This window comes from Halomonas sp. Cn5-12, from assembly GCF_021532545.1.
GTDB classification, from domain to species: Bacteria; Pseudomonadota; Gammaproteobacteria; order Pseudomonadales; family Halomonadaceae; genus Vreelandella; species Vreelandella aquamarina.
This window is the reverse complement of sequence record NZ_JAKGAY010000008.1, coordinates 19,214-39,660: the sequence shown is the minus strand read 5'-3', so window position 1 is coordinate 39,660 and position 20,447 is coordinate 19,214. Positions and strand designations below refer to the sequence as shown.

The window sequence follows — 20,447 nt, the reverse complement described above, 5'->3', positions numbered from 1 at the left end:
CTAGTTACCCTCCACGTTGGCGGTATCTTCCTCTAACACCTCTTTGACTTCCTCGGCCTCGGGGGCCTCATCTTCGAGCAGCCAAGCATCCGTCATCGCCCGCGCCAAATGCGCGGCATGAGTGCTGCCGCCCCCCGCGTTTTCAACGATGACCGATACCGCAATTTTCGGTTCTTCAATGGGCGCAAAAGCCATAAAGAGCGCGTGGTCTCGTAGCCGCTCCTCTAACTCCTCCGCGTTGTAACGCTGATCCTGGCCGAGCGAGAACACCTGGGCCGTGCCTGACTTGCCCCCCATGCGATACTCGAGCCCAACCCCAGTTCGACGCGCCGTACCCTCGCTGCCACTGAGCACTTTTTCCATACCGCTATATACCCGATCCCACCAGTTATCGTTGGCCAGCTGAATATCGGGGAGCGTATCGGGTAGTTCTGCGGGCACTGGCTCTTCACCAATACGCAGGGCAAGGCGAGGCTTCACCCAGTGTCCACGGTTTGCCAACGCGGCAGTGGCACTGGCCAATTGCAGAGGTGTGACCTGCCAGTAGCCTTGGCCAATTCCCACCGATAGCGTTTCACCGGGGTACCAGGGCTGGTTGAAACGTGCTCGCTTCCAGTCTCGGGAGGGCATGAGTCCAGTGCTTTCCCCCTGCACATCGTGGGCAACGCGCTGGCCAAAACCAAAGTTGGTCATACGCTCATGGAGCTTATCAATGCCGAGGTCATGAGCCAGCGTGTAGTAGTAGGTGTTGTTGGAGACCGCTATCGAGCGCTCCATATCGACACGGCCATGCCCCCAGCGCAGCCAGTTACGGTAGCGTCGGGAGTCGTTTGGTAGCTGATAAAAGCCGGGGTCATTAATGGTGCTGTCGGGGGTAATGACCCCTTCCACCAAACCTGCCAGGGCCAGAAACGGCTTGATGGTGGAGCCCGGCGGGTAGTGTCCTCGAATGGCACGGTTAAACAGTGGCAGATCGATATCTTCCTGCAGTGCTCGATAAGAGGCTACGTCGATCCCGGTCACAAACTGGTTGCTATCAAACCCCGGGGTCGACACCATCGCCAGAATCTCACCAGTATTTGGCACAATAGCCACAATAGAGCCACGCCGACCATCCAAAAGCTCGTAAGCCAGCATCTGCAGGGAACGGTCGAGAGTAAGCGTTAAGTTAGCGCCGGGCACCGGGTCAGTACGGCCAAGCTCGCGAAGCACGCGACCACGGGCGTTGGTCTCTACCTTGCGTAGGCCCGCCTCTCCATGTAGCTCGGTTTCGTAAAAACGCTCGACACCGGTCTTGCCAATAAAGTGCGTGCCCGCGTAGCGGCCTGGGTCTAAGTCCTGTAGCTCTTCGGCGTTAATACGTCCCACATACCCCAGAGCATGAGCCATGACTTCAGCATCGGGATAGTAGCGCAACAGCTGGGCTTCCACTTCAACACCAGGCAGCCGGTGGCGGTTAACGGCCAGTCGCGCAATCTGCTCTTCGCTTAAGTCACTCATCAGCAGCGCAGGTTGAAAAGGACGCTGACGCTGCCGCGAGCGCACCTGAAATGCCTCTATCTCTTCCTCAGGCAGCTCTAATAAATCGACGATCAGGGCCAGAGTGTCGTCTAGATCATCGACACGCTCACGCACCAGGGTCAGGTTGTAGGTAGGACGGTTTTCCGCCAGCAGCGTACCGTTACGATCGTAGATAAGCCCGCGGTTAGGCGGCAGAGGCTCGACGCGTACCCGGTTCTTCTCGGAGCGCGTGCTGTATAAATCGTGTTGAACGATTTGCAAATAGCCAAGGCGGCTTACCAGCAAGCTCGTCAACACAATCACTACCAAGACAGCAAGCAGCGCCCTGACACGGAAAATACGCAGCTCTTGCTCAGGATTTTTTAGCGTGTCACGGCGCTGGGGCATGGCAACAGATGACTCTCAAATCAAACAATAAAAGCGGCGGCCCCAGTGGGGAATAAATGCAACATAACGGCTAGTGATTAACTCTGTGTTGCTCACTAGCGGTGATAGGGGTGGCCCACTAGCAGTGTCCAGGCGCGATAAAGCTGCTCTGCCAACATAATTCGCACGAGTGGGTGAGGTAGCGTTAGCGGCGAAAGTGACCAAGCTTTATCAGCCATAGCGGAAAGCGCAGGCTCTAAGCCGTCCGGGCCACCCACCAACAGCACCACATCACGCCCTTCCATGCGCCAGCCATCCGCTTCCTGCGCCAACTGTTCGGTGGTCCAGGGTTTGCCCTTTACCTCCAGCGCCACCACGATTTCATCGCCACGCAGCTTTTCACGAATTCGCTGCGCCTCTTGCGCGCGGGCTTTAGCGATATCGGCATTTTTGCCACGCTGGCCGAGCGGTATTTCTTCAATTTCCAGCGTGAAATCCCGAGGGAGCCGCTTGCGGTAGGTCTCAACGCCTTGTTCCACCCATGCAGGCATTTTTGTACCCACCGCTAACAGCCGAATCCTCATGACATCGTGGCTCGCTCTTCAAACTGCTTCAGCGATTCACTAATCGCGCCAGCGTCGCTAGGCAGATCTGCCCAAAGGCGCTCCAGGTCATACAGCGCACGGGCTTCTGGAAGCATAATGTGAACCACCACATCGCCCAGGTCGACCAGCACCCAGTCGGCATTATCGCCACCTTCAACACCGCGAGGGTGAAGGCCGGATGCCTTGGCTTTTTCGACAACGTTCTGGGCCAGTGCGGCCACGTGGCGGGTAGAAGTACCACTGGCAATCAGCATCAGATCGGTAACTTCGGTTAATTTCGCAACGTCGAGTTGAGTAATATCGCGTGCTTTAAGCTCTTCTAGCGAGTCAATCGCTAGGTTTTTCAGTGTATCGATGTGCATGACTCCTGAAGGCAACCCCTTGTGGTGGTATCGAGTGGTGGTATCGAGTGTCGTTACTAACGTCGGTATTTCGAGTGGCATCAGCCTGTAAGCGGGCCATTGTAACGGCTTCTTTCACGACTGCCAGTGCTATTTATCGGACTGATAAAGCCCTTGATAAAAAATAGCCTGTTCTACCGCTTCTGGTAGTAAGTAGCGCACGCTTTTACCCGCCTGCAGCCGCTCCCGAATATAAGTGGCAGATATCGCCATTAAAGACGGCAGCTCAAGCATCAACATTCCGCCTCTCGTGCGCTGCATTAATACATCGACACTATCGACTTCTCGATTGCCGACCAGTTCCTTCAATGCTGACGGCCAAGAAGATTGATAACCTGGGCGAGCAATGACCACTAGGTGGGCCAACTCGAAAAGCTGCTCTGCACGGTCCCACTTCGCCAAACGTAAAAAGGCATCGAAGCCGATCACCATGACTAACGGTACATCGTCGCCATACTGCTGGCGGAGTTCCGCCAGCGTATCCACGCTGTATGAGGGGCCGTCGCGCTGAAGCTCTCGATCATCCGCTAACAGCCCTGGCGTATCGCCAATGCCCGCTTTTAAGAGGGCTAAGCGCTGGGCAGCCGACACCTGCGGTGTATCTCGCAGGGGCGGCTGCGGCGCGGGCACCATATGCAGCGTATTGAGGCCTAACACCTCGCGCACTTCTACAGCGCTGCGCAGATGGCCGTTGTGAATGGGGTCAAATGTCCCCCCGAGCATACCTACCCGCATTGGCCCGGCGATGCTGGGCGTGTCACTCATTGTCTAACCTGGCCGTCACCCAATACGATATATTTTTGAGTCGTTAAGCCTTCAAGCCCCACCGGACCACGGGCGTGAAGCTTATCAGTGGAGATACCGATTTCTGCCCCTAACCCATACTCAAAGCCATCCGCAAAACGGGTAGAGGCATTCACTATCACTGAGCTTGAGTCCACTTCGGCCATAAAACGCCGCGCCAGCGAGTAGTCTTGAGTCACAATCGCGTCGGTATGGTGCGAGCCGTAGCGCTCAATATGCTCAATCGCCTCTTCCATTCCATCGACCACTTTAATGGCGAGGATCGGCGCCAAATACTCCGCATGCCAATCGTCCTCTGTAGCCAAAGTGGCTTGGGGAAGTAACGCGCGCGTGCGCTCACAGCCACGCAGCTCTACCTGATGTTCTGCATAGGCCCGGGCCAGCTCCGGCAGCAAAATATCGGCAACGGGCGCATCCACCAGCAGCGTCTCCATGGTGTTGCAGGTGCCATAGCGGTGCGTTTTGGCATTAACGGCAATCACCAGCGCTTTAGCGGGGTCGGCGGTGGTATCAATATAGACGTGGCATACGCCGTCCAAATGTTTGATAACCGGTACTTTAGCTTCGCGGGAAATACGCTCAATCAGTGACTTACCGCCGCGAGGAATAATCACATCAATATAGGCAGGCATACTGATCATTTCACCTACGGCCGCACGGTCGGTAGTGGCCACTACCTGCACACTGCCCGCTGGCAGGCCCGCATCGGCTAGCCCTGCCTGAAGGCAGCGGCTAAGCGCTGCATTAGAGGCGCTGGCTTCGGAGCCACCGCGTAGCACGCAAGCATTTCCCGATTTAAGACACAGGCTGGCCGCTTCGATCGTTACATTGGGGCGTGACTCATAAATAATGCCGATAACTCCCAGCGGAACGCGCATTTTGCCAACCTGAATGCCGCTGGGGCGGTAGCTCATGCCGTCAATCTCACCCACCGGATCGGGTAGCGCTGCCACTTGGCGAAGACCTTCAATCATCGCGTCAATGCGCTGGTCATTCAGTGCCAGCCGGTCTAGCAGTGCATTGTCTAGCCCATTGTCACGCCCACGCTGCATGTCCTCGGCATTGGCCTGTAGAATATCACTGCGTGCCGCCGCCACACGCTGCGCCATTGCCTCAAGCGCTTGATTCTTAATGTGGGTATTGGCACGTCGCAATGCGCTTGCCGCTGCCCGAGCGCCCTGCCCCAGGGCCTGCATATACGCGGGCACATCCCCGGCAGCCAAATGGTGTTGGGCGTCTTCTTGGAATGCATCAGAACCGCGCATACTATCTCCCTGTGTTGTGGTCAGCGTTGCTAAGTGAAGTGGGCTTATATTACGCCATTTGGGCATTATACTGAGTGATTCAAAGGACTAGGCCAAGCAATGCATTATGCGACTGCTAAATAGGCCAACCGCCATCAGGTAAATAGTAAGCCACCATGCAAAGTAAATACAAAATCAGCCTGCTAAGAGCCAGTCTACTCGCCGCTGCCGTGGCGCTGGCTTTATGGACGCCCATGGCACCGCCAGCAGCTGCCCTGTTACTCTGGCTGTCGGTTGGTTGGCTCTTTATTACGGCGCTGGTACTGGATTTTAGCCATCGCCGCTCTCCTGGGCTGCCCTGGCAGATGCTCGCTGGAACGCTACTACTAGGGTTAATTGCCGCCGCACCTGAGCGGCATGCGCTGCTTATTTGGGCATGGGGAGCAGTGTTTATGCTGCCTCAACATCGCTGGGCCGCCATTTTTAATGCATGCGCGGCCATGCTTAGCTGCTTACTACTCGCTCCCATGGTGAGCCTACCGGAGTGGCTCCTAATGGTTTTATCGCTGGCAACACTCAGCGTACTGGCCCTTTCACGCACTCACCAGTTAATTAATATGAATGGCGATATACGCCAACGCCTAAGGCTAGTACCAGGAGCAAACCTATGGGCAGGCGAGCAGCTCTTACGCGATTTACTGCGAGAACAAACCCGCTCAGAGCGGGAAGCTATCCATGCCGAAGTGTTAGTCATTCAAGTAAAGCGTCACCAACTTTGGCCAGTCGCCCAAAAACTCTGCGAGTTGACTTATAAGTTTGAAAACGTCTATCGACTGAATGGCACGACACTCGCCACCCTCATATTATCGAGAACGCCCAAAGAGGCCGCTAAACGGCGCGAGCTCCTATGTGCTGTTCTACCCGACAGCGCCGCCATTTATCACCAGTCCCTAATGGAGATCGAGCTGGCATCACTCTCAATCGAAGCCCTAAGCCGCTACCCGAAACATCGGCTAAGTGAGGCCGCATGAGAGCGCCGCCACTGCCCAAGCGACTAATGACTGCGGCCTATAGCGCCAGTATGTTCATCATGGTGGGCTACATGATGTGGCTGTACGCGATGGGCAGCTACCGCGAACTGCTAATACCGCTATTTTTGGCAATGCTGTTATTGGTCAGTTTGCTGATGCATTTAGGCCAAGGGTTTCGCCCCTGCATACCGCGCATACTGTTATTGGCGAGCATCTATATTGTTGTGCTAACCGCCACCTATACACAGCCAAGCCCAGCGCCCCTATGGCTCGGCTTACCCATTGCAGCCACATTTTTACTGTTGCCGCTTTGGAGCGCGCTTAGTCTGAATATGGTTTGCCTTTCCGCCTGGTGGTGGCTAGCACCTTTTGAGACGACTGCTTTTTCACTTAGTCATGTGGCGTTGACGCTACTGCTCGCCCTTCCCCCATGGGAACATGCACGCCGTCGGGCGCTACTGCGGGCCACAGACCCAAACGATAGCGACTGTGATGCTTACCATATTGATACGCTGAAAGAGCGGCTCAATAATGAATTTCAACGGGCAGCAATGCTCAATAAGCGCTTGGCAGTCCTAGTGCTTCACTTACCACAGTTGGATATGGCAGAAGAGCAGTTTGGTCACCGTGCGCAAACCGCCTTATTGGGTGCCCTGTGCAGCGAGGTCAATAGCCGTTGCCGTGATCACGATATACTGGGTCGCGCTGGCAATGCGACATTCTGGCTGGTCCTACCCGATACCAGTGAAAGTGGCGCCTTGCTTGTTAGGGAGCGCTTACAGAGAGCGCTTTCCCGTCGTGTGCTAGTGGAAACTGGGCAACTAGAAGCGCGCATTACCACCTGCCTGCCTCTTCGCAAAGAGAGCTTCGAGCGATATGTACAGCGCCTGGAAGCGCGTGCCGAAGCTATTGCCAACGTGTAACCCATCTGCGGACGGAATCGCCCTTGTCTATCGCCGACACACTGTTATCTCTGTCACTTTCACCTACGCTGCTGCTCCTACTGGTGCTGGGGATTGCCATGGTGGAATCTCTAGCGCTGGTAGGCTTACTGGTGCCCGGCGTTGTACTTATCACTGCCGCTGCCTCTATGGCAGGGCATCAAATGGTCGCGCTACCGTGGCTAATTGGCGCAGCCTTCGCAGGGGCTGTGTTAGGCGATGGGCTTAGCTACTTTTTAGGCTATCGCCACCGCGATACCGTGGTGACCCGTTGGCCGCTTTCGCTTCATCCCGAATGGCTAGGCCGAGGCGCCCGTTTTTTTGAGCGTTATGGTATCTACTCGGTGTTTATTGGGCGCTTTGTCGGACCCGTGCGCCCTATTATTCCGCTCATCGCGGGCATGATGCATATGCCAGCGCGCACCTTTCTCTTAGCCAACGTAATTTCTGCTGCTCTTTGGGCACCGGCATACGTTTTACCCGGCTACCTGCTGGGCCACACTTGGCAACAGCAGCTCAACCTGCCCGCCAATGTTGAAATGGCCGTGGTGATGATGGCCGTTAGCGTCGTGGCACTGGCCGTAATGTTCTCCTGGGGCCGCGCGCAAGTAGGTCACAAGGGGCGGGTGTACTTTGCAATTGCACGTATTGCTCGCCGAATACCCGCCATGCGCCGCCCGTGGCTCGCTATGAGTCGCAGTGGCGAGGTGCCTTTAGCCTCACTCTTTTTATGCATCATAGCGCTTACCGCAGCATCCGCCTGGACACTGATGGTCATGCAGCATCCAGGCCCTTTGCTGATTGACTTGCAGGCGCAGCGACTCTTCTCCTGGCTGGCAACTCCCTGGCTAACAGACGCCAGCCTGCTACTTGCCGAGGTGGGCGATAAAGCGGGGATTATTACACTCGTCGCCCCTTGGGCACTCTGGTTGCTGTTGGTCAAACGTATTGACCTACTTGCCCATGGGGCGCTAGCGCTGGGAGGTATTGGCGCACTCAACACATTAGGTAAAGCCGTATTTGCGCGGGCTAGGCCTGACACACCGGACTATTTAGTCGGGTCGTTTTCCTACCCAAGTGCACATACCTCCACATGGGTGGTAGTGGTGGGTATCACAGCAGCCTTTGTCGCGTCACAGATGCCGAGACAAAGGCGGATGTGGGTATATTGGCTTGCCATTGCCATCACGATCCCAATGGCACTTTCGCGTCTGATCATTGGTGTCCACTGGCTCAGCGACTTAATGGGCGGTGTGCTGCTTGGTCTGGTCGTCTGTGCGCTTGTTCAGCTTAATTGGCAACGGCGTTATCGCCCTCCTTTGCCATCTTTTCCCTGGCTTGGGCTGCTGCTTGGGTCACTACTACTCATCATTCTACGTGTTACTTTTTTCCCGCCCGTTTAAACATAGGGATTCATGCAGGGAGTGACTCGTTCAACCCAATGCCAACCACATGCCTACGCCAATCATCAATGTGCCCGCGATGCGGTTAAGCAGCCTCACATTGCCGCTTTTACCTAGCAGCTTACGCAACGTTTTACCGCCGGTGGCATATACCAACATACTGGCAAACTCAATGGTGAGAATGACAGCAATTAGCATACTGAGCTGCGGCGCAAGCGGCCGACTGCCATCTAAAAACGGCGGCAGTAGCACCATAAAAAACGCCCACCCCTTTGGGTTGGCAACGGCCGTTACCAAACCTTGGGTGGCAAGCTGAAGACGCCCAGCGGCAGGGCCAGTATCCAGCTCACTAGGAATAGCCATACGGCCCCGTGAGCGCCACATCATGATGCCCAAATAGGCCAAATAGGCACCGCCCACCCACTTGAAGGCGATGAATAGTTCGGGCTGGCGCAGCATCAACGCAGCGACGCCCGCCCCCGCCGCCGCCGCCACGAAACCGACGCCGATCAGCTCTCCGACCATCATCCACAGCGTGCGTTTGACGCCTTGCGTCATGCCCAACACCATGGCCAGCGTCATGCACATGCCTGGTGTTAACGAGACGAAGAGAAACGTCGGTATGAAGACCGAGAGCGTCGCCCATGACATCATGGCGAACCGTCCTTGTTTTGCGCATCGCGAGAGGTGGCCGCGGCGTCTTCGCCCCAGCGGGGCATCAGGCGGTGGGCAATACCCAACTGATTGAGTATGCGCGCAACAATAAAGTCGATCAGATCTTCCATGCTTTGAGGGCGGTGATAAAACCCTGGAGCGGCGGGCAAAATCACCACACCCAGGCGGCTAAGCGCCAGCATGTGCTCTAAATGAATGGGAGAAAACGGGCTTTCGCGTGGCACCATCACCAACGTACGGCGCTCTTTAATGGCCACATCAGCGGCGCGCTCAATCAAGTTATTACTGGCGCCGGTCGCGACCGCCGAGAGCGTGCCCGTTGAACAGGGGCAAATTACCATGGCCGAAGGTGCACCAGACCCAGATGCCACGGGCGCCATCCAGTCTTCTCGACCAAAACAGCGAATTTGCCCTGGTTGGGCACCGCTTTTTTCTGTGAGCGTCTCTACCAATCGCTGCGGCTGGGCAGGGAGTGACACATCCGTTTCCGTGGCAATCACCATGTGAGCCGCTTTGGAAATCATTACCCACACTTCATGCCCCGCCTCGACCAGCACATCGATCAAGCGAAGGCCATACTGAGCGCCTGAAGCACCTGTTAGCGCTACTGTTACCGGAGGTTTAAACATTGTCACTTCGACTGCTCCCGCGCTGTTAATTCATCTAACAACCGCTCGTGCACTCCCTCAAAACCACCATTAGACATCACCACAATACGATCTAGAGGTGACGCTTGAGTGACCACTGCTTCTACTAGCGCATCAATATCGTTAAACAGCGCGGCACGCTCTCCTTGAGTCTCTACCAGCGATTCCATCGACCAAGCCACTCCCGCTGGCTGAAACCAGAACACCGCATCCGCATCGGCCACGCTGTCATTTAAGCGCTCCCGCAGGGCACCCAAACGCATGGTATTGGAGCGTGGTTCAATCACTGCCAGCAAACGCCCCTTGGTCGTGGCTGCGCGAAGACCTTGTAGCGTGGCGGCAATGGCCGTCGGATGATGGGCAAAATCATCGATCACCTGAATGCCATTGACCTCGCCCCTTACCTCTTGCCGACGGCGAGGTGTTTTAAACCGCGCCAGCGCGGCACAGGCACGCGCCAAATTCACGCCACACAGTCGTGCTGCCGCTAGCGCTGCCAGTGCATTGCGCGCGTTGTGTTCGCCGGTTAACGCCCACTCCACCACGCCATCCTCTTCACCTTGCTCGCCTAAATACAAGACCTGAAAACGGCTAGCGTCGGCACGTTCTAAGCGCAGCTGCCACTGGCTGTTTGTATCAGCTCCAAAATAGGCCACCGGTGACCACGCCCCCATCTTCAACACTCGTTCCAGTGCGGGCTGCTGATCGGCTACTAATAAATGCCCTTGGCTGGGAACGATACGCACTAAATGGTGGAACTGGCGCTCGATAGCGGCGAGATCAGGAAAAATATCAGCATGATCAAACTCAAGGTTATTGAGTACGGCAATCGTCGGGCGGTAGTGAACAAACTTGGAGCGCTTATCAAAAAAGGCCGTGTCATACTCATCGGCCTCTACTACAAAGGGGGCGTTTTCGTCGCCTAAGCGCGCCGAAACGCCAAAATTACGCGGTACGCCACCAATCAGAAAGCCAGGCTTTAGCCCAGCACTTTCTAATAGCCAAGCTAACAAGCTGGCAGTGGTGGTTTTGCCATGAGTGCCCGCCACAGCAATCACTTTGCGGCCAGGCAACACATAGTCTGCAAGCCACTGCGCCCCTGAGGTATAGCGCATGCCACTATTGAGCAGTGCCTCCACCTCCGGATTGCCCCGTGAGAGCGCATTACCCACGACCACCAAGTCGATTGAGCCTGAGAGATTGGCTGCTTGATAGCCTTCCATCAGGGTGATCCCAGCCTCAGCTAGCTGCGTACTCATCGGTGGATATACGTTGGCATCGGAGCCGCTTACTTCATGACCTAACTCCCGTGCGAGTAGTGCAAGGCTCCCCATAAAGGTGCCACAGATGCCAATAATATGCAGACGCATGGGCCAAGCGCTCCCTTCCTAACCATTTCAAACGATTGAACTTACTAAACACATCAATCAACGAGCGCTGAGATTAGCACGCCACGCGGTGTTGCTCATCTCGTTCCCCGCGCGACATGGCATTACAGGCTCAGAAAGTGACAATTCTGACGATTTATTGCAGGATGCGCGCACCTTTTCTTATTCGACATCCAACAACCCGTCCACTGCATACGCTGTAAAGCAGTGCAGTGAGAGGAGACAACCATGCGCATCTTAATTCGTTACTTCTTTCGGGGCGTTCGCGTCCTGCTAGCCCCCGTCATGCTGATCTCCGAGAAGCTATCCACGCCAAAAGCCGTAGAGCGCACCCCAGAAGAGCAGGCTCAGGTAGACGCCGCTTGCCAACAGCTTGCGCTCTACCAGTTCAGAACGTGCCCCTTCTGTATCAAAGTGCGTAAAGAGATTGCCCGGCTGGGGCTTAATATTGAGCTTCGCGATGCACAGCTAGACCCTGCACATAAGCAGGCCCTGCTGGAAGGTGGTGGTAAAGTAAAGGTTCCCTGCCTAAAAATTACCGATGACGCAGGTCAAGCCACCTGGCTATACGAATCGGATGAGATTAACCGCTGGCTTCACCGGCGTTTTGGCACGTAATTACGGCGACATACGCTGCCTAAAACTCGACCTTTTGCGCGGTAATATCGAAGTGCACGCTGAGCGGCACGCCCTCCGAAGCGCTGGGGGATGACTCTAGCGTGTGCTGAAGCGCTAACTGCCCTTCAATATGACCCACCACATGGAGGTCTCTCCCGGTTTGCTCAACGTGGCTCAGCGTTACTGTGATATCGCCACCCTCAGAGGTATAGAGAGGCGGCATCGCCGTTTCGCCCATAAACTGCACCACGCTTGCCTCCATGAGCTCCTCATTCTCTAACGTTAAACTCATGGCCAATGCCTGTTGAGCATCCCACTCAACTGGATCAATAAAACCAGTGACCTCGATTTTCAGTTGATCACCTACCTCCATAAACGACGCATTTGAATCGTCACCTTGGTGTAATACGAACCAGGCATACTCATCTTCACCCAAGGTCCCCACCATATCCGCCGTTTCATCAGCGCTTACCAACAATGAACACCCAGCGATGAGACTGACAGCCAGCCAGCTAACACATTGTTTCAACATAGTCTGTTATGCCCTATCTATTGAGTTAGGTGTTGATCGTATTCTCACACCGCTTAACTATCGACTTTTGTCTAGCATCCTATGCTACAACGTCCGCCGTTAGCCCCATCATTCAGCAGATGAATGATGCCAGTCATTATTTCTATTGTATGACGCCACCACCTCTCTCTATGTTGTCAGCATAGCTTACGAGCTGACCGTGTCTGTTTTACTGACAAGTACCTCGCTGAACACTCACTCAGTAAGACGAACAATAAACAACATGCATGGGAACATTTATGACGCTCAAGAAGACGCTACTGGCCTCTGTGATCGGTGCTACTGTGGCAGCAACAGCCATGTTGCCGATGACCGCAAACGCCGAAACCCTCCGTATCGGCTACTCCGCTGACCCTGAAACCCTGGACTTGCATGAGCAGCTGTCAGGCGGCGTACTGCGTTTTTCGCACCTCGCGTTTGACCCGCTGGTTCGCTGGACCAAAAACTTTCAGTTTGAGCCGCGCCTAGCCACTGAGTGGGAGCAGGTAGACGACACCACCATGCGCATGACCCTGCGCGAAGGCGTTACTTTCCATTCCGGTAACCCTTTCACAGCAAAAGATGTCGTGTGGACCATTGAGCGTCTGAAAGAGAGCCCGGACTACCGCGCCATTTTTGACCCGGTTGCCAGCGCAGAAGCCGTTGACGACTACACCGTCGAAATCACCACGTCTGAGCCCTACCCGCTGCTGTTGAACCTCGCCACCTACATCTTCCCGATGGATAGCGAGTTCTACACAGGCGAAACCGAAGACGGTAACGACAAAGCCGAAATCATTAAAGCGGGTAACTCCTTCGCTTCACGCAACGTATCAGGCACCGGCCCGTTCATCGTCACTGACCGTCGCCAGGGCGTCCGCGTTGACTTCAAACGTTTTGAAGACTACTGGGATACCGAAAGCGAAGGCAACGTTTCTGAAATCGTGTTAACGCCGATTGCTGAAAATGCCTCACGCGTGGCGGCCCTGCTGTCTGGCGGCGTTGACTTCATCGATGCCGTTCCGCCTAACGACCTTGATCGTGTGCGTAACGCCGACGGTGTGGAATTGGTAGAAGTGCCCGGCACCCGCATCATCGGCTTCCAGCTCAACGAAGAGCGCGTGGAAGCCTTCCAAGATGCTCGCGTTCGTCAAGCCGTTGACTTAGCCATCAACCAGGAAGGCATCGCCGACCGCTTAATGCGCGGCTTCGCCACGCCGGCTGGCCAGTTCTCTCCGGAAGGTTACTCTGGCCACAATCCGGATCTCGTTCCCCGTTACGACCTTGAGCGCGCCCAAGCGCTGATGGCCGAAGCGGGCTACGAAGAGGGCTTCAGCGTTGATATGATCGCGCCGAACAACCGTTACGTGAACGATGCGCAGCTGGCCCAAGCGGTTGCCAACATGCTGGCGCGTATCAACATCAACGTTAACCTGCGCACCATGCCGCTGGCCCAGTACTGGCCTGAGTACGACACGCGCCAGTCAGACATCGCCATGATCGGCTGGCACGCGGACACCGAAGACACCGCCAACTTCTTCCAGTACCTCTCTTTCTGTATTGATGAAGAGAGCGGTGCTGGCCAGTACAACTACGGCAGCTACTGCAACGAAGAGATCGACGCGCTGGTGACAGCAGCCGACAGCGAAACTGATCTTGAAAAACGCAACGAAATGCTGCGTGAAGCAGAAGCCATGCTGTATGAAGACGTTGGTTTCGTCATGCTGCACTGGCAAAACCTTGCCTATGCCGCAGCTGAAGGCGTAGATGTTGAGCCGGTTGTTAGCGCGCTGGACTTCCCCTACCTGGGTGATTTGGTGATTAACCGCTAATCCCCACGCAGAACCGAACACCCGCGCAAGGACGCTTATCTGATTAACCTACATAGGTGGCGTACGCCATGATTGCTTTTTTAATCAAGCGGCTGATGCACGCAATATTGGTGATGTTTGTCATCAGTGTATTGGCCTTCGCCATCCAGGATAACCTGGGTGACCCTGTACAGCAGATGGTCGGACAGTCGGTCCCCGAAAGTGAACGCGAAGCCATTCGCGAACGGCTGGGGCTCAACGACCCCTTCCTAGTGCAGTACGTGCGTTTTGCTAAAAACGCTGTGCAGGGTGATTTTGGCTACTCCTACTTCTACCGCGAACCAGCGCTGGAAGTGATTGCCCGGCACCTACCCGCCACCCTTGAGCTGGTATTTGCTGCCACCCTGATTATCGTGCTGCTATCTGTTCCCATTGGCGTGTATAGCGCTATCAAACCGCGCTCGCCGATATCCCGGTTCTTCATGGGGGCATCGATTATCGGTATTTCGATCCCGGTCTTCTTGACCGCGATTGTGTTAATTCAAATTTTCTCGATTGGTATTACCGTCTCGCTGTTCCCCGAAGGCACTGCCTGGGGTGCTTGGTTAAACGGCCTGCTCTCGACCGAGGGCAATATGCCGTCGTTTGGTCGTGGCTATGATTTGGTGCATGTCGTCGGCCACTGGGATACCAACCTAGTTACCTGGAATGGCTTGCAACACCTTGTCCTACCCGCCGTATCGCTAGCCTCCATTATGCTGCCGCTGTTTATTCGTTTGATTCGCGCAGAAATGATGGAAGTGCTGCAATCTGAATACGTGAAGTATGCGCGCGCTAAAGGGATTTCCATGCGCCGTGTCTATTTCGTTCACGCGCTGAAAAACACCATGCTGCCGGTGATTACCGTGGGTGGCGTACAGATTGGTACCATGGTGGCCTACACCATTTTGACCGAAACCGTATTCCAATGGCCGGGCATGGGGCTGATGTTCCTTGACGCCATCAACCATGCCGACATTCCGCTCATTGTGACCTACCTGATGATTGTCGGCGTCATTTTCGTGGTTACGAACACCATCGTGGACCTGATCTACGGCTTCGTGAACCCCACTGTAAAACTGACTGGTAAGCCCGCATGACAACGTCCACAACTTCCACTGCACCAAGCCGCTGGGAGCGCCTGCGCGACTCCTTTTTGTGGTACAGCTTCAAACGTGACCGTACGGCGCAACTGTGTTTGGCGGTCTTTATCTGCTTAGTCATTGCGGCATTTTCGGCACCGCTATTAGCGCCGACCGACCCTTATGACCTGGCTCAAATCGACATTCTCGCCTCCGAGCTGCCGCCTTTCTGGATTGATGGCGCCGACGAGATGTATACGCTCGGCACCGACGCCCAGGGGCGTGATCTGCTGTCGATCATTCTGTACGGCACGCGGGTATCGCTGCTGATTGGCTTTGGCGCGGTGGCGCTGCAAGCCCTACTGGGGGTGACTTTCGGCCTAATGGCAGGCTACCTGGGCGGCCGTGTCGACGCTTTCCTGATGCGCCTAGCGGATATCCAGCTCTCGTTCTCCACCTTGATGGTGGCGATTGTGGTCGGTGCGGTGGTGAAGGCCACTATGGGCAGCGCGTTCTACAGCCAATACGCCGTTTTGATGCTGATATTGATTATCGGCCTTGCTGAATGGCCCCAGTATGCTCGTACCGTGCGCGCGTCAGTGCTGGCCGAGAAAAACAAAGAGTACGTGGACGCCGCCCGCGTAATGGGCCTGCGTAGCCGACGCATCATGTTCCGCCATGTGCTGCCGAACACGCTTTCACCGATCTTCGTTATCTCCACGGTGCAAATTGCTAACGCGATTATCTCCGAAGCGGCGCTGTCGTTTTTAGGGCTGGGTATGCCGGAAACGCACCCCTCGCTGGGTTCGCTGATCAAAGCAGGCTTTGATTATATTCAATCAGGCTCTTGGTGGATCACGTTGATCCCCGGTGCGGTGCTGGTAGTGCTGGTGCTGTCAATCAATCTTCTGGGCGACTGGCTGCGCGATGTCATGAACCCACGACTCTACAAAGGCTGAGGACACCATGGCACTTCTTGAAGTTTCTCATCTCGATGTCCGCTTTGCCCTTCGTCAGGGCGAAGTGCGCGCCCTGCGCGACGTTAATTTCACCCTGGAGCGCGGCGAGCGCCTGGGTATCGTCGGCGAATCTGGCGCGGGTAAATCCGTCGCCGCTTTCTCACTGCTGAATTTGATCGCCAAGCCCGGCTTTATTGCCGGGGGTAGCATTAAATTTGAAGGGAAAGAACTCAACAGCATGTCGGAGCGCGGCCTGCGCAAAGTGCGCGGCAACCGCATTTCAATGATCTTTCAAGATCCGATGATGACCCTGAACCCAGTACTCTCCATCGGCGAGCAGATGGTGGAGTGCTTAAAGGCGCATCGGCGTATTTCGACCAAAGAAGCGCGCGCCATCGCCCTGGATAAGCTGCGCCAAGTGCAGATCCCCTCTCCGGAAAAGCGCTTAGACCAGTACCCCCACGAGCTTTCCGGCGGGATGCGCCAGCGTATTATTATCGCCATCGCCCTGCTGCTCGACCCGGACATCATCATTGCCGACGAGCCAACCACGGCGTTAGACGTAACGATCCAGGCCGAAATCATGGCGCTGCTGTTGGAGCTGTGTGAGCAGCACAACGTGGGCTTGATTTTGATTACCCACGACCTGGGTGTGGTGAGCCAGGTAACGCAGCGCATGCTGGTCATGTACGCAGGCCGAGTAATTGAGCAAGGTCCCTCACGGGAAATCATCAACGACCCGCAGCACCCTTACACTCAAGGTTTGATCAACGCACTGCCGCAGATGGCAACACCGGGCGAAAAACTCAACCAGATTCGTGGCAGCATGCCGTCGCTCTCTAACTTGCCCAGCGGCTGTGCGTTTCACCCCCGCTGCGACTTTATCAACCGTGCCGACGGCCAACCTCGGCCTGCGTGCACCCAGCAAGTCCCCGACTTTGTTGAATCCGGTAACTGCCGCGTTGCCTGCCACATGGTGGCGGAAATGCTTGAAGACCGCCGCTTGAAGGAGGAGACCCTATGAACGCCCAGGCGGAAACGATCGCGACCATGCCGACCCAAAACGAAGCGAGCAACGACTCGCTACTGCAAATTCGCGGTCTTAAAAAGCGTTTCTCACTCTCCGGTGATTTTCTGGAACAGCTACGTTTCAAAGGCGGCAAGCTGGTTCGCCATCAGGAGTTTATCCACGCCATTAACGGCGTGAACCTGGACATCAAACGCGGCGAAGCGCTCTGCGTGGTGGGTGAATCTGGCTGCGGTAAGTCCACCGTGGCGCGCACGGTCATGGGGCTGATTTCTCCCTCAGAGGGTGAAATTCGCTACGACAGCCAGCGCATCGACGATCTCAGCTCGAAGCAGCTCCTGCCCTACCGCAAGCGCATGCAGATGATCTTCCAGAACCCTTACGCGTCGCTGAACCCACGCATGACCATTCAGCAGACGCTGGAAGAGCCACTGCGGCTTCACCATCCCGACTGGAACCGCCAGCAGATCCTCGATAAAGTCGAGGAGGTGATGCATTCGGTGGGTATCGACCCAGACTGGGGCAAGCGCTTTGGACACGAGTTCTCCGGCGGACAGCGCCAGCGGATTGCGATTGCTCGCGCACTCGCCGTCGACCCCGAATTTATCGTGGCCGACGAGCCCATTTCAGCACTGGACGTATCCATTCAGGCTCAGGTGCTCAACCTGCTGATGGATGCCCAACGGGACCGTAACCTGACCTATCTGTTCATCACCCACGACCTGGCCGTGGTCGAGCACTTCGGCACGCGCGTGGCGGTGATGTACCTGGGCACTGTGTGTGAAGTCGCCACCACGGCCACGTTGTTTGCCAAGCCGCGCCATCCCTATACGCAGGCGCTGCTGTCGGCCATCCCTCGGCTGGAAGATGACCGCCCCCAGCACATTCGCCTCTCCGGTGAAGTGCCTACGCCGGTCAATCTGCCTAGCGGCTGTGTCTTTCATGGCCGTTGCCCCCATGCCAACGCCCGCTGCAAACAGGAAATCCCTGCACTAAAAACCCAGGATGACGGTACCCGCGTTGCGTGTCACGCTGTTGAAGAAGGCCGCCTATGAGTGCGGCCCACTCAACCGCTACACGCTTGGCCGCTTTGCGAGGTAAGGCATGGAAATTCGCTGGCTAGAAGACTTTATTGCCCTGGCCAGAACGCGACACTTCTCCCGCGCTGCCGACGAACAGCACGTTACACAGCCCACCTTTTCCCGGCGCATTAAGCTGTTGGAAGAGGAGATGGGCGTCACGCTGATCAATCGGCAAACGCTACCGCTATCGTTAACGCCTGCGGGAGAAGAGTTTTTGACGCTATGCGAACAGGTCACCGACCGGGTTCGCTTAACGCGTGATCGCGTTCGTGAGATCAGTGCCGGGCAGCAGCGGCGCATTATGGTGGCTGCGCCGCAGAGTTTGCTGGCGCATTTTCTGCCGGAATGGCTTGCCAGCACCGGCTGGCAGGAGCGTATTCAACCCTACCTGCGTGCAACGGGGTGGGTGGCCAGCGACTACTTCCAGGCACTAGCACGGGCGGAGTGTGATCTGGCGATTTGCTACTGGCCTGTTGGGCGCTGTGATCTAGATATTGATACCAGCGCCTGTACTTATCGGGTAATTGGTCATGAGCGGTTGATCCCCATGACAGGACTGAAAGCCGATGGCACGCCCTGCGCCCTGCTGCCCGGCTCTCGCCAGCAGCCAGCGCCGTGGTTGGCGTACCCCAAACGGGGGCTGCTAGGCTCGGCGGTCAAAGCGCATTTGGCGCGACTGCCCCAAAGCACGTACTTAACAGCGCAAAGTGAAAATCTCTACGCGGCGGGCATTAAAGAGCTGGTGCTGCTGGGCTATGGCATGAGCTGGCTACCGGAACGCAATGTGGCAGCGGAACTCGCCAACGGCACGCTGGTCAGGGCTGGCGATAGCCGCTGGGACGTGCCGATGGAGCTTCGGCTTTATCGTCACCAAAGCCAGCACCACGCCGAACTCGATAGCCTATGGAGCGAGCTTACCCCGCCCCGATCTTGAAAGGATGTCTTATATGTCAGCAACCCTCTACCAACAGCAGCGCGAGCATATCGCGTCGCTACAGCGTGCTTACCAGCAATGCTTGGCTAACCATCAGCTGGATAGCCTGGCGATTTACAGCGGCCATGCACGCAACCACTTTGCCGACGATCATGCCACCAGCTTCCAGTCCTACGGCAACTTTATACACTGGGTCGGTATGGCAGACGTTCAGCATAGCTGGCTGGTGATTCAATCGAATCAACGCCCCCAGCTCTACCTCTATACGCCCGCAGATTTTTGGCACTTGCCGACACAGCTACCTGAAGAGCCGTGGGTCGCCGAGTTTGATGTGCACCTATGTAGCGACAAAATCACGCCACCGCTATCAGGCCGCGCCGCCGTCATTGGCGATGTAACGGAGCTTGAAAGCGCCGCGCAGCTCGCTAACGTGGCCACGTTGCAACCTGAAGCGTTAGTTCGCGAGCTAGATGAGCTGCGGATGACGAAATCTGCTTATGAAATTGCCTGCCTGCGTGAAGCTAACCGGCTGGCGGTAGCAGGTCATCAGGCGGCTAACGCCGCTTTTATAGGCGCTGCCGCCGAGCTGGATGTGCAGTTAGCCTATCTGGCAGCCAGCCGACAACGCGAGTCTGAAGTGCCCTATCAAAATATTATTGGGCTAAATGAGCATGCCGGGGTCTTACACTATCAGCACTATGACCTGTCAGCCCCCAAGCAGCGTTATAGCCTGCTGGTAGATGCGGGCAGACGCTTTCGGGGTTACTGCGCCGATATTACCCGCACCTATACAGGCCCTGATGCCCCCAGCGAGTTTGACGCTTTAATTACCGCCATGCACAGCCTCAAAGATGAGCTGATTGCACACATCACCCCTGGCGTTGATTTCGTTGCGCTGCATGAAAAAATGCACCAAGGCTTGGCTGATATCTTGGTCGCACACGGGCTATATAACGGCAGCGCCGAAAGCGCCGTGGAAGCAGATATCACGAGAGCCTTTTGCCCCCACGGGCTGGGGCACTCGCTAGGTATTCAGGTACATGATGTGGCCGGGTTGAGACAGCCAGACGGCACGCCATCACCGGCACCTAACGCTCACCCTGCCCTTCGCCTCACCCGCACCCTGCAACCCGGCATGGTAGTGACCATTGAACCAGGGCTCTACTTTATTCCCATGCTGCTCGCGCCGCTGCGCCAGCAGGGAATTGCCGTCAACTGGGCCACGGTGGACGCTTTGGCCGCCTGCGGCGGTATCCGCATCGAAGACAATATCGTGATTACGGAAAGCGGCTGCGACAACCTGACACAAACACATTAGT

The 20,447-nt window shown here is 56.0% G+C and carries 20 protein-coding genes; 11 read left to right on the top strand and 9 right to left on the bottom strand.

The features are described from left to right. The 5 genes from mrdA to L1249_RS06640 all read right to left on the bottom strand — a co-directional run bounded on the left by mrdA (window position 1) and on the right by L1249_RS06640 (window position 4,962). Window positions 1–1,908 (bottom strand): penicillin-binding protein 2, encoded by a 1,908-nt coding sequence (mrdA, locus tag L1249_RS06660; protein WP_044628084.1) that lies wholly within the window; start codon window positions 1,906–1,908, stop codon window positions 1–3. A gap of 95 nt (window positions 1,909–2,003) precedes the next feature. After that, a complete protein-coding gene (rlmH, locus tag L1249_RS06655; RefSeq protein ID WP_044628085.1) occupies window positions 2,004–2,471 on the bottom strand; it encodes a 23S rRNA (pseudouridine(1915)-N(3))-methyltransferase RlmH in 468 nt (155 codons plus the stop codon). After that, entirely contained in the window at window positions 2,468–2,854 is a 387-nt protein-coding gene (rsfS, locus tag L1249_RS06650; RefSeq protein WP_044628086.1) for a ribosome silencing factor, read from the bottom strand. The genes rlmH and rsfS overlap by 4 nt, the downstream gene beginning before the upstream one ends. Window positions 2,855–2,983: 129 nt before the next feature. Continuing rightward, window positions 2,984–3,658, bottom strand: coding sequence for a nicotinate-nucleotide adenylyltransferase (nadD, locus tag L1249_RS06645; RefSeq protein WP_228168815.1), 675 nt, complete (start codon window positions 3,656–3,658; stop codon window positions 2,984–2,986). Continuing rightward, window positions 3,655–4,962: a glutamate-5-semialdehyde dehydrogenase gene (locus L1249_RS06640; RefSeq protein ID WP_228168816.1), complete on the bottom strand. Its 1,308-nt coding sequence runs from the start codon at window positions 4,960–4,962 to the stop codon at window positions 3,655–3,657. Before L1249_RS06640 ends, nadD begins: the two co-directional genes overlap by 4 nt. 155 nt (window positions 4,963–5,117) lie before the next feature. On the opposite strand from L1249_RS06640, the gene L1249_RS06635 reads away from it, so the two are divergent. Genes L1249_RS06635 through L1249_RS06625 form a run of 3 tightly spaced genes read left to right on the top strand, consistent with a single transcriptional unit; the run spans window position 5,118 to window position 8,316 of the window. Continuing rightward, window positions 5,118–5,972, top strand: coding sequence for a hypothetical protein (locus L1249_RS06635; RefSeq protein ID WP_228168817.1), 855 nt, complete (start codon window positions 5,118–5,120; stop codon window positions 5,970–5,972). Then, window positions 5,969–6,895 (top strand): diguanylate cyclase domain-containing protein, encoded by a 927-nt coding sequence (locus tag L1249_RS06630; protein WP_044628090.1) that lies wholly within the window; start codon window positions 5,969–5,971, stop codon window positions 6,893–6,895. Before L1249_RS06635 ends, L1249_RS06630 begins: the two co-directional genes overlap by 4 nt. A gap of 23 nt (window positions 6,896–6,918) precedes the next feature. Beyond that, complete coding sequence (locus L1249_RS06625; protein ID WP_058577805.1) at window positions 6,919–8,316, top strand: bifunctional DedA family/phosphatase PAP2 family protein; 1,398 nt, start codon at window positions 6,919–6,921, stop codon at window positions 8,314–8,316. Window positions 8,317–8,346: 30 nt separating this feature from the next. Here the strand turns inward: L1249_RS06625 and L1249_RS06620 are convergent, their stop codons facing one another. From L1249_RS06620 to mpl, 3 genes are read right to left on the bottom strand one after another with little or no spacing between them, the layout of a single operon-like run. Beyond that, window positions 8,347–8,970 carry a LysE family translocator gene (locus tag L1249_RS06620; RefSeq protein WP_170968101.1) on the bottom strand — a complete coding sequence of 208 codons (624 nt, stop codon included), beginning with the start codon at window positions 8,968–8,970 and terminating at the stop codon, window positions 8,347–8,349. Next, on the bottom strand, window positions 8,967–9,620 hold the full coding sequence (locus tag L1249_RS06615; RefSeq protein ID WP_044628092.1) for a flavin prenyltransferase UbiX: 654 nt from the start codon (window positions 9,618–9,620) through the stop codon (window positions 8,967–8,969). Before L1249_RS06615 ends, L1249_RS06620 begins: the two co-directional genes overlap by 4 nt. 2 nt (window positions 9,621–9,622) lie before the next feature. Next, a complete protein-coding gene (gene mpl, locus L1249_RS06610; RefSeq protein WP_044628093.1) occupies window positions 9,623–11,008 on the bottom strand; it encodes a UDP-N-acetylmuramate:L-alanyl-gamma-D-glutamyl-meso-diaminopimelate ligase in 1,386 nt (461 codons plus the stop codon). Window positions 11,009–11,254: 246 nt separating this feature from the next. Between mpl and L1249_RS06605 the strand changes: the two genes are divergently transcribed. Continuing rightward, window positions 11,255–11,644, top strand: a complete 390-nt coding sequence (locus L1249_RS06605) for a glutaredoxin family protein (protein ID WP_044628094.1) — start codon at window positions 11,255–11,257, stop codon at window positions 11,642–11,644. A gap of 19 nt (window positions 11,645–11,663) precedes the next feature. On the opposite strand, the gene L1249_RS06600 is transcribed toward L1249_RS06605, so the two are convergent. Beyond that, entirely contained in the window at window positions 11,664–12,176 is a 513-nt protein-coding gene (locus tag L1249_RS06600; protein WP_228168818.1) for a hypothetical protein, read from the bottom strand. 278 nt (window positions 12,177–12,454) lie between these two features. Here L1249_RS06600 and L1249_RS06595 point away from each other — a divergent pair, with 278 nt between their 5' ends. The 7 genes from L1249_RS06595 (at window position 12,455) to pepQ (ending at window position 20,446) form a co-directional block, all read left to right on the top strand. Continuing rightward, window positions 12,455–14,026: an ABC transporter substrate-binding protein gene (locus L1249_RS06595; protein ID WP_228168819.1), complete on the top strand. Its 1,572-nt coding sequence runs from the start codon at window positions 12,455–12,457 to the stop codon at window positions 14,024–14,026. Window positions 14,027–14,094: 68 nt separating this feature from the next. Next, window positions 14,095–15,144 (top strand): ABC transporter permease, encoded by a 1,050-nt coding sequence (locus tag L1249_RS06590; RefSeq protein ID WP_058577810.1) that lies wholly within the window; start codon window positions 14,095–14,097, stop codon window positions 15,142–15,144. Next, the gene (locus tag L1249_RS06585; protein ID WP_058577811.1) at window positions 15,141–16,085 is read left to right on the top strand and encodes an ABC transporter permease; all 945 of its coding nucleotides are present in this window, start codon (window positions 15,141–15,143) and stop codon (window positions 16,083–16,085) included. Before L1249_RS06590 ends, L1249_RS06585 begins: the two co-directional genes overlap by 4 nt. A 7-nt stretch (window positions 16,086–16,092) precedes the next feature. Then, the gene (locus tag L1249_RS06580) at window positions 16,093–17,109 is read left to right on the top strand and encodes an ABC transporter ATP-binding protein (RefSeq protein ID WP_054640996.1); all 1,017 of its coding nucleotides are present in this window, start codon (window positions 16,093–16,095) and stop codon (window positions 17,107–17,109) included. Further along, window positions 17,106–18,167, top strand: coding sequence for an ABC transporter ATP-binding protein (locus tag L1249_RS06575; RefSeq protein WP_172514412.1), 1,062 nt, complete (start codon window positions 17,106–17,108; stop codon window positions 18,165–18,167). Before L1249_RS06580 ends, L1249_RS06575 begins: the two co-directional genes overlap by 4 nt. 49 nt (window positions 18,168–18,216) lie before the next feature. Further along, on the top strand, window positions 18,217–19,128 hold the full coding sequence (locus tag L1249_RS06570) for a LysR family transcriptional regulator (protein ID WP_228168820.1): 912 nt from the start codon (window positions 18,217–18,219) through the stop codon (window positions 19,126–19,128). Between the two features lie 13 nt (window positions 19,129–19,141). Then, a complete protein-coding gene (pepQ, locus tag L1249_RS06565; protein ID WP_228168821.1) occupies window positions 19,142–20,446 on the top strand; it encodes a Xaa-Pro dipeptidase in 1,305 nt (434 codons plus the stop codon). The last annotated feature ends 1 nt before the right edge of the window (window position 20,447 follow it).

What these genes read in the sequence shown, in the direction of transcription:
- L1249_RS06630 (WP_044628090.1), top strand. Translation starts at nt 5,969, where the DNA reads ATGAGAGCGCCGCCACTGCCCAAGCGACTAATGACTGCGGCCTATAGC.
- L1249_RS06615 (WP_044628092.1), bottom strand. Translation starts at nt 9,620, where the DNA reads ATGTTTAAACCTCCGGTAACAGTAGCGCTAACAGGTGCTTCAGGCGCT.
- L1249_RS06635 (WP_228168817.1), top strand. Translation starts at nt 5,118, where the DNA reads ATGCAAAGTAAATACAAAATCAGCCTGCTAAGAGCCAGTCTACTCGCC.
- L1249_RS06580 (WP_054640996.1), top strand. Translation starts at nt 16,093, where the DNA reads ATGGCACTTCTTGAAGTTTCTCATCTCGATGTCCGCTTTGCCCTTCGT.
- L1249_RS06640 (WP_228168816.1), bottom strand. Translation starts at nt 4,962, where the DNA reads ATGCGCGGTTCTGATGCATTCCAAGAAGACGCCCAACACCATTTGGCT.
- rlmH (WP_044628085.1), bottom strand. Translation starts at nt 2,471, where the DNA reads ATGAGGATTCGGCTGTTAGCGGTGGGTACAAAAATGCCTGCATGGGTG.
- pepQ (WP_228168821.1), top strand. Translation starts at nt 19,142, where the DNA reads ATGTCAGCAACCCTCTACCAACAGCAGCGCGAGCATATCGCGTCGCTA.
- L1249_RS06570 (WP_228168820.1), top strand. Translation starts at nt 18,217, where the DNA reads ATGGAAATTCGCTGGCTAGAAGACTTTATTGCCCTGGCCAGAACGCGA.
- mpl (WP_044628093.1), bottom strand. Translation starts at nt 11,008, where the DNA reads ATGCGTCTGCATATTATTGGCATCTGTGGCACCTTTATGGGGAGCCTT.
- L1249_RS06585 (WP_058577811.1), top strand. Translation starts at nt 15,141, where the DNA reads ATGACAACGTCCACAACTTCCACTGCACCAAGCCGCTGGGAGCGCCTG.
- L1249_RS06575 (WP_172514412.1), top strand. Translation starts at nt 17,106, where the DNA reads ATGAACGCCCAGGCGGAAACGATCGCGACCATGCCGACCCAAAACGAA.
- L1249_RS06605 (WP_044628094.1), top strand. Translation starts at nt 11,255, where the DNA reads ATGCGCATCTTAATTCGTTACTTCTTTCGGGGCGTTCGCGTCCTGCTA.
- L1249_RS06595 (WP_228168819.1), top strand. Translation starts at nt 12,455, where the DNA reads ATGACGCTCAAGAAGACGCTACTGGCCTCTGTGATCGGTGCTACTGTG.
- L1249_RS06600 (WP_228168818.1), bottom strand. Translation starts at nt 12,176, where the DNA reads ATGTTGAAACAATGTGTTAGCTGGCTGGCTGTCAGTCTCATCGCTGGG.
- rsfS (WP_044628086.1), bottom strand. Translation starts at nt 2,854, where the DNA reads ATGCACATCGATACACTGAAAAACCTAGCGATTGACTCGCTAGAAGAG.
- mrdA (WP_044628084.1), bottom strand. Translation starts at nt 1,908, where the DNA reads ATGCCCCAGCGCCGTGACACGCTAAAAAATCCTGAGCAAGAGCTGCGT.
- L1249_RS06620 (WP_170968101.1), bottom strand. Translation starts at nt 8,970, where the DNA reads ATGATGTCATGGGCGACGCTCTCGGTCTTCATACCGACGTTTCTCTTC.
- L1249_RS06590 (WP_058577810.1), top strand. Translation starts at nt 14,095, where the DNA reads ATGATTGCTTTTTTAATCAAGCGGCTGATGCACGCAATATTGGTGATG.
- nadD (WP_228168815.1), bottom strand. Translation starts at nt 3,658, where the DNA reads ATGAGTGACACGCCCAGCATCGCCGGGCCAATGCGGGTAGGTATGCTC.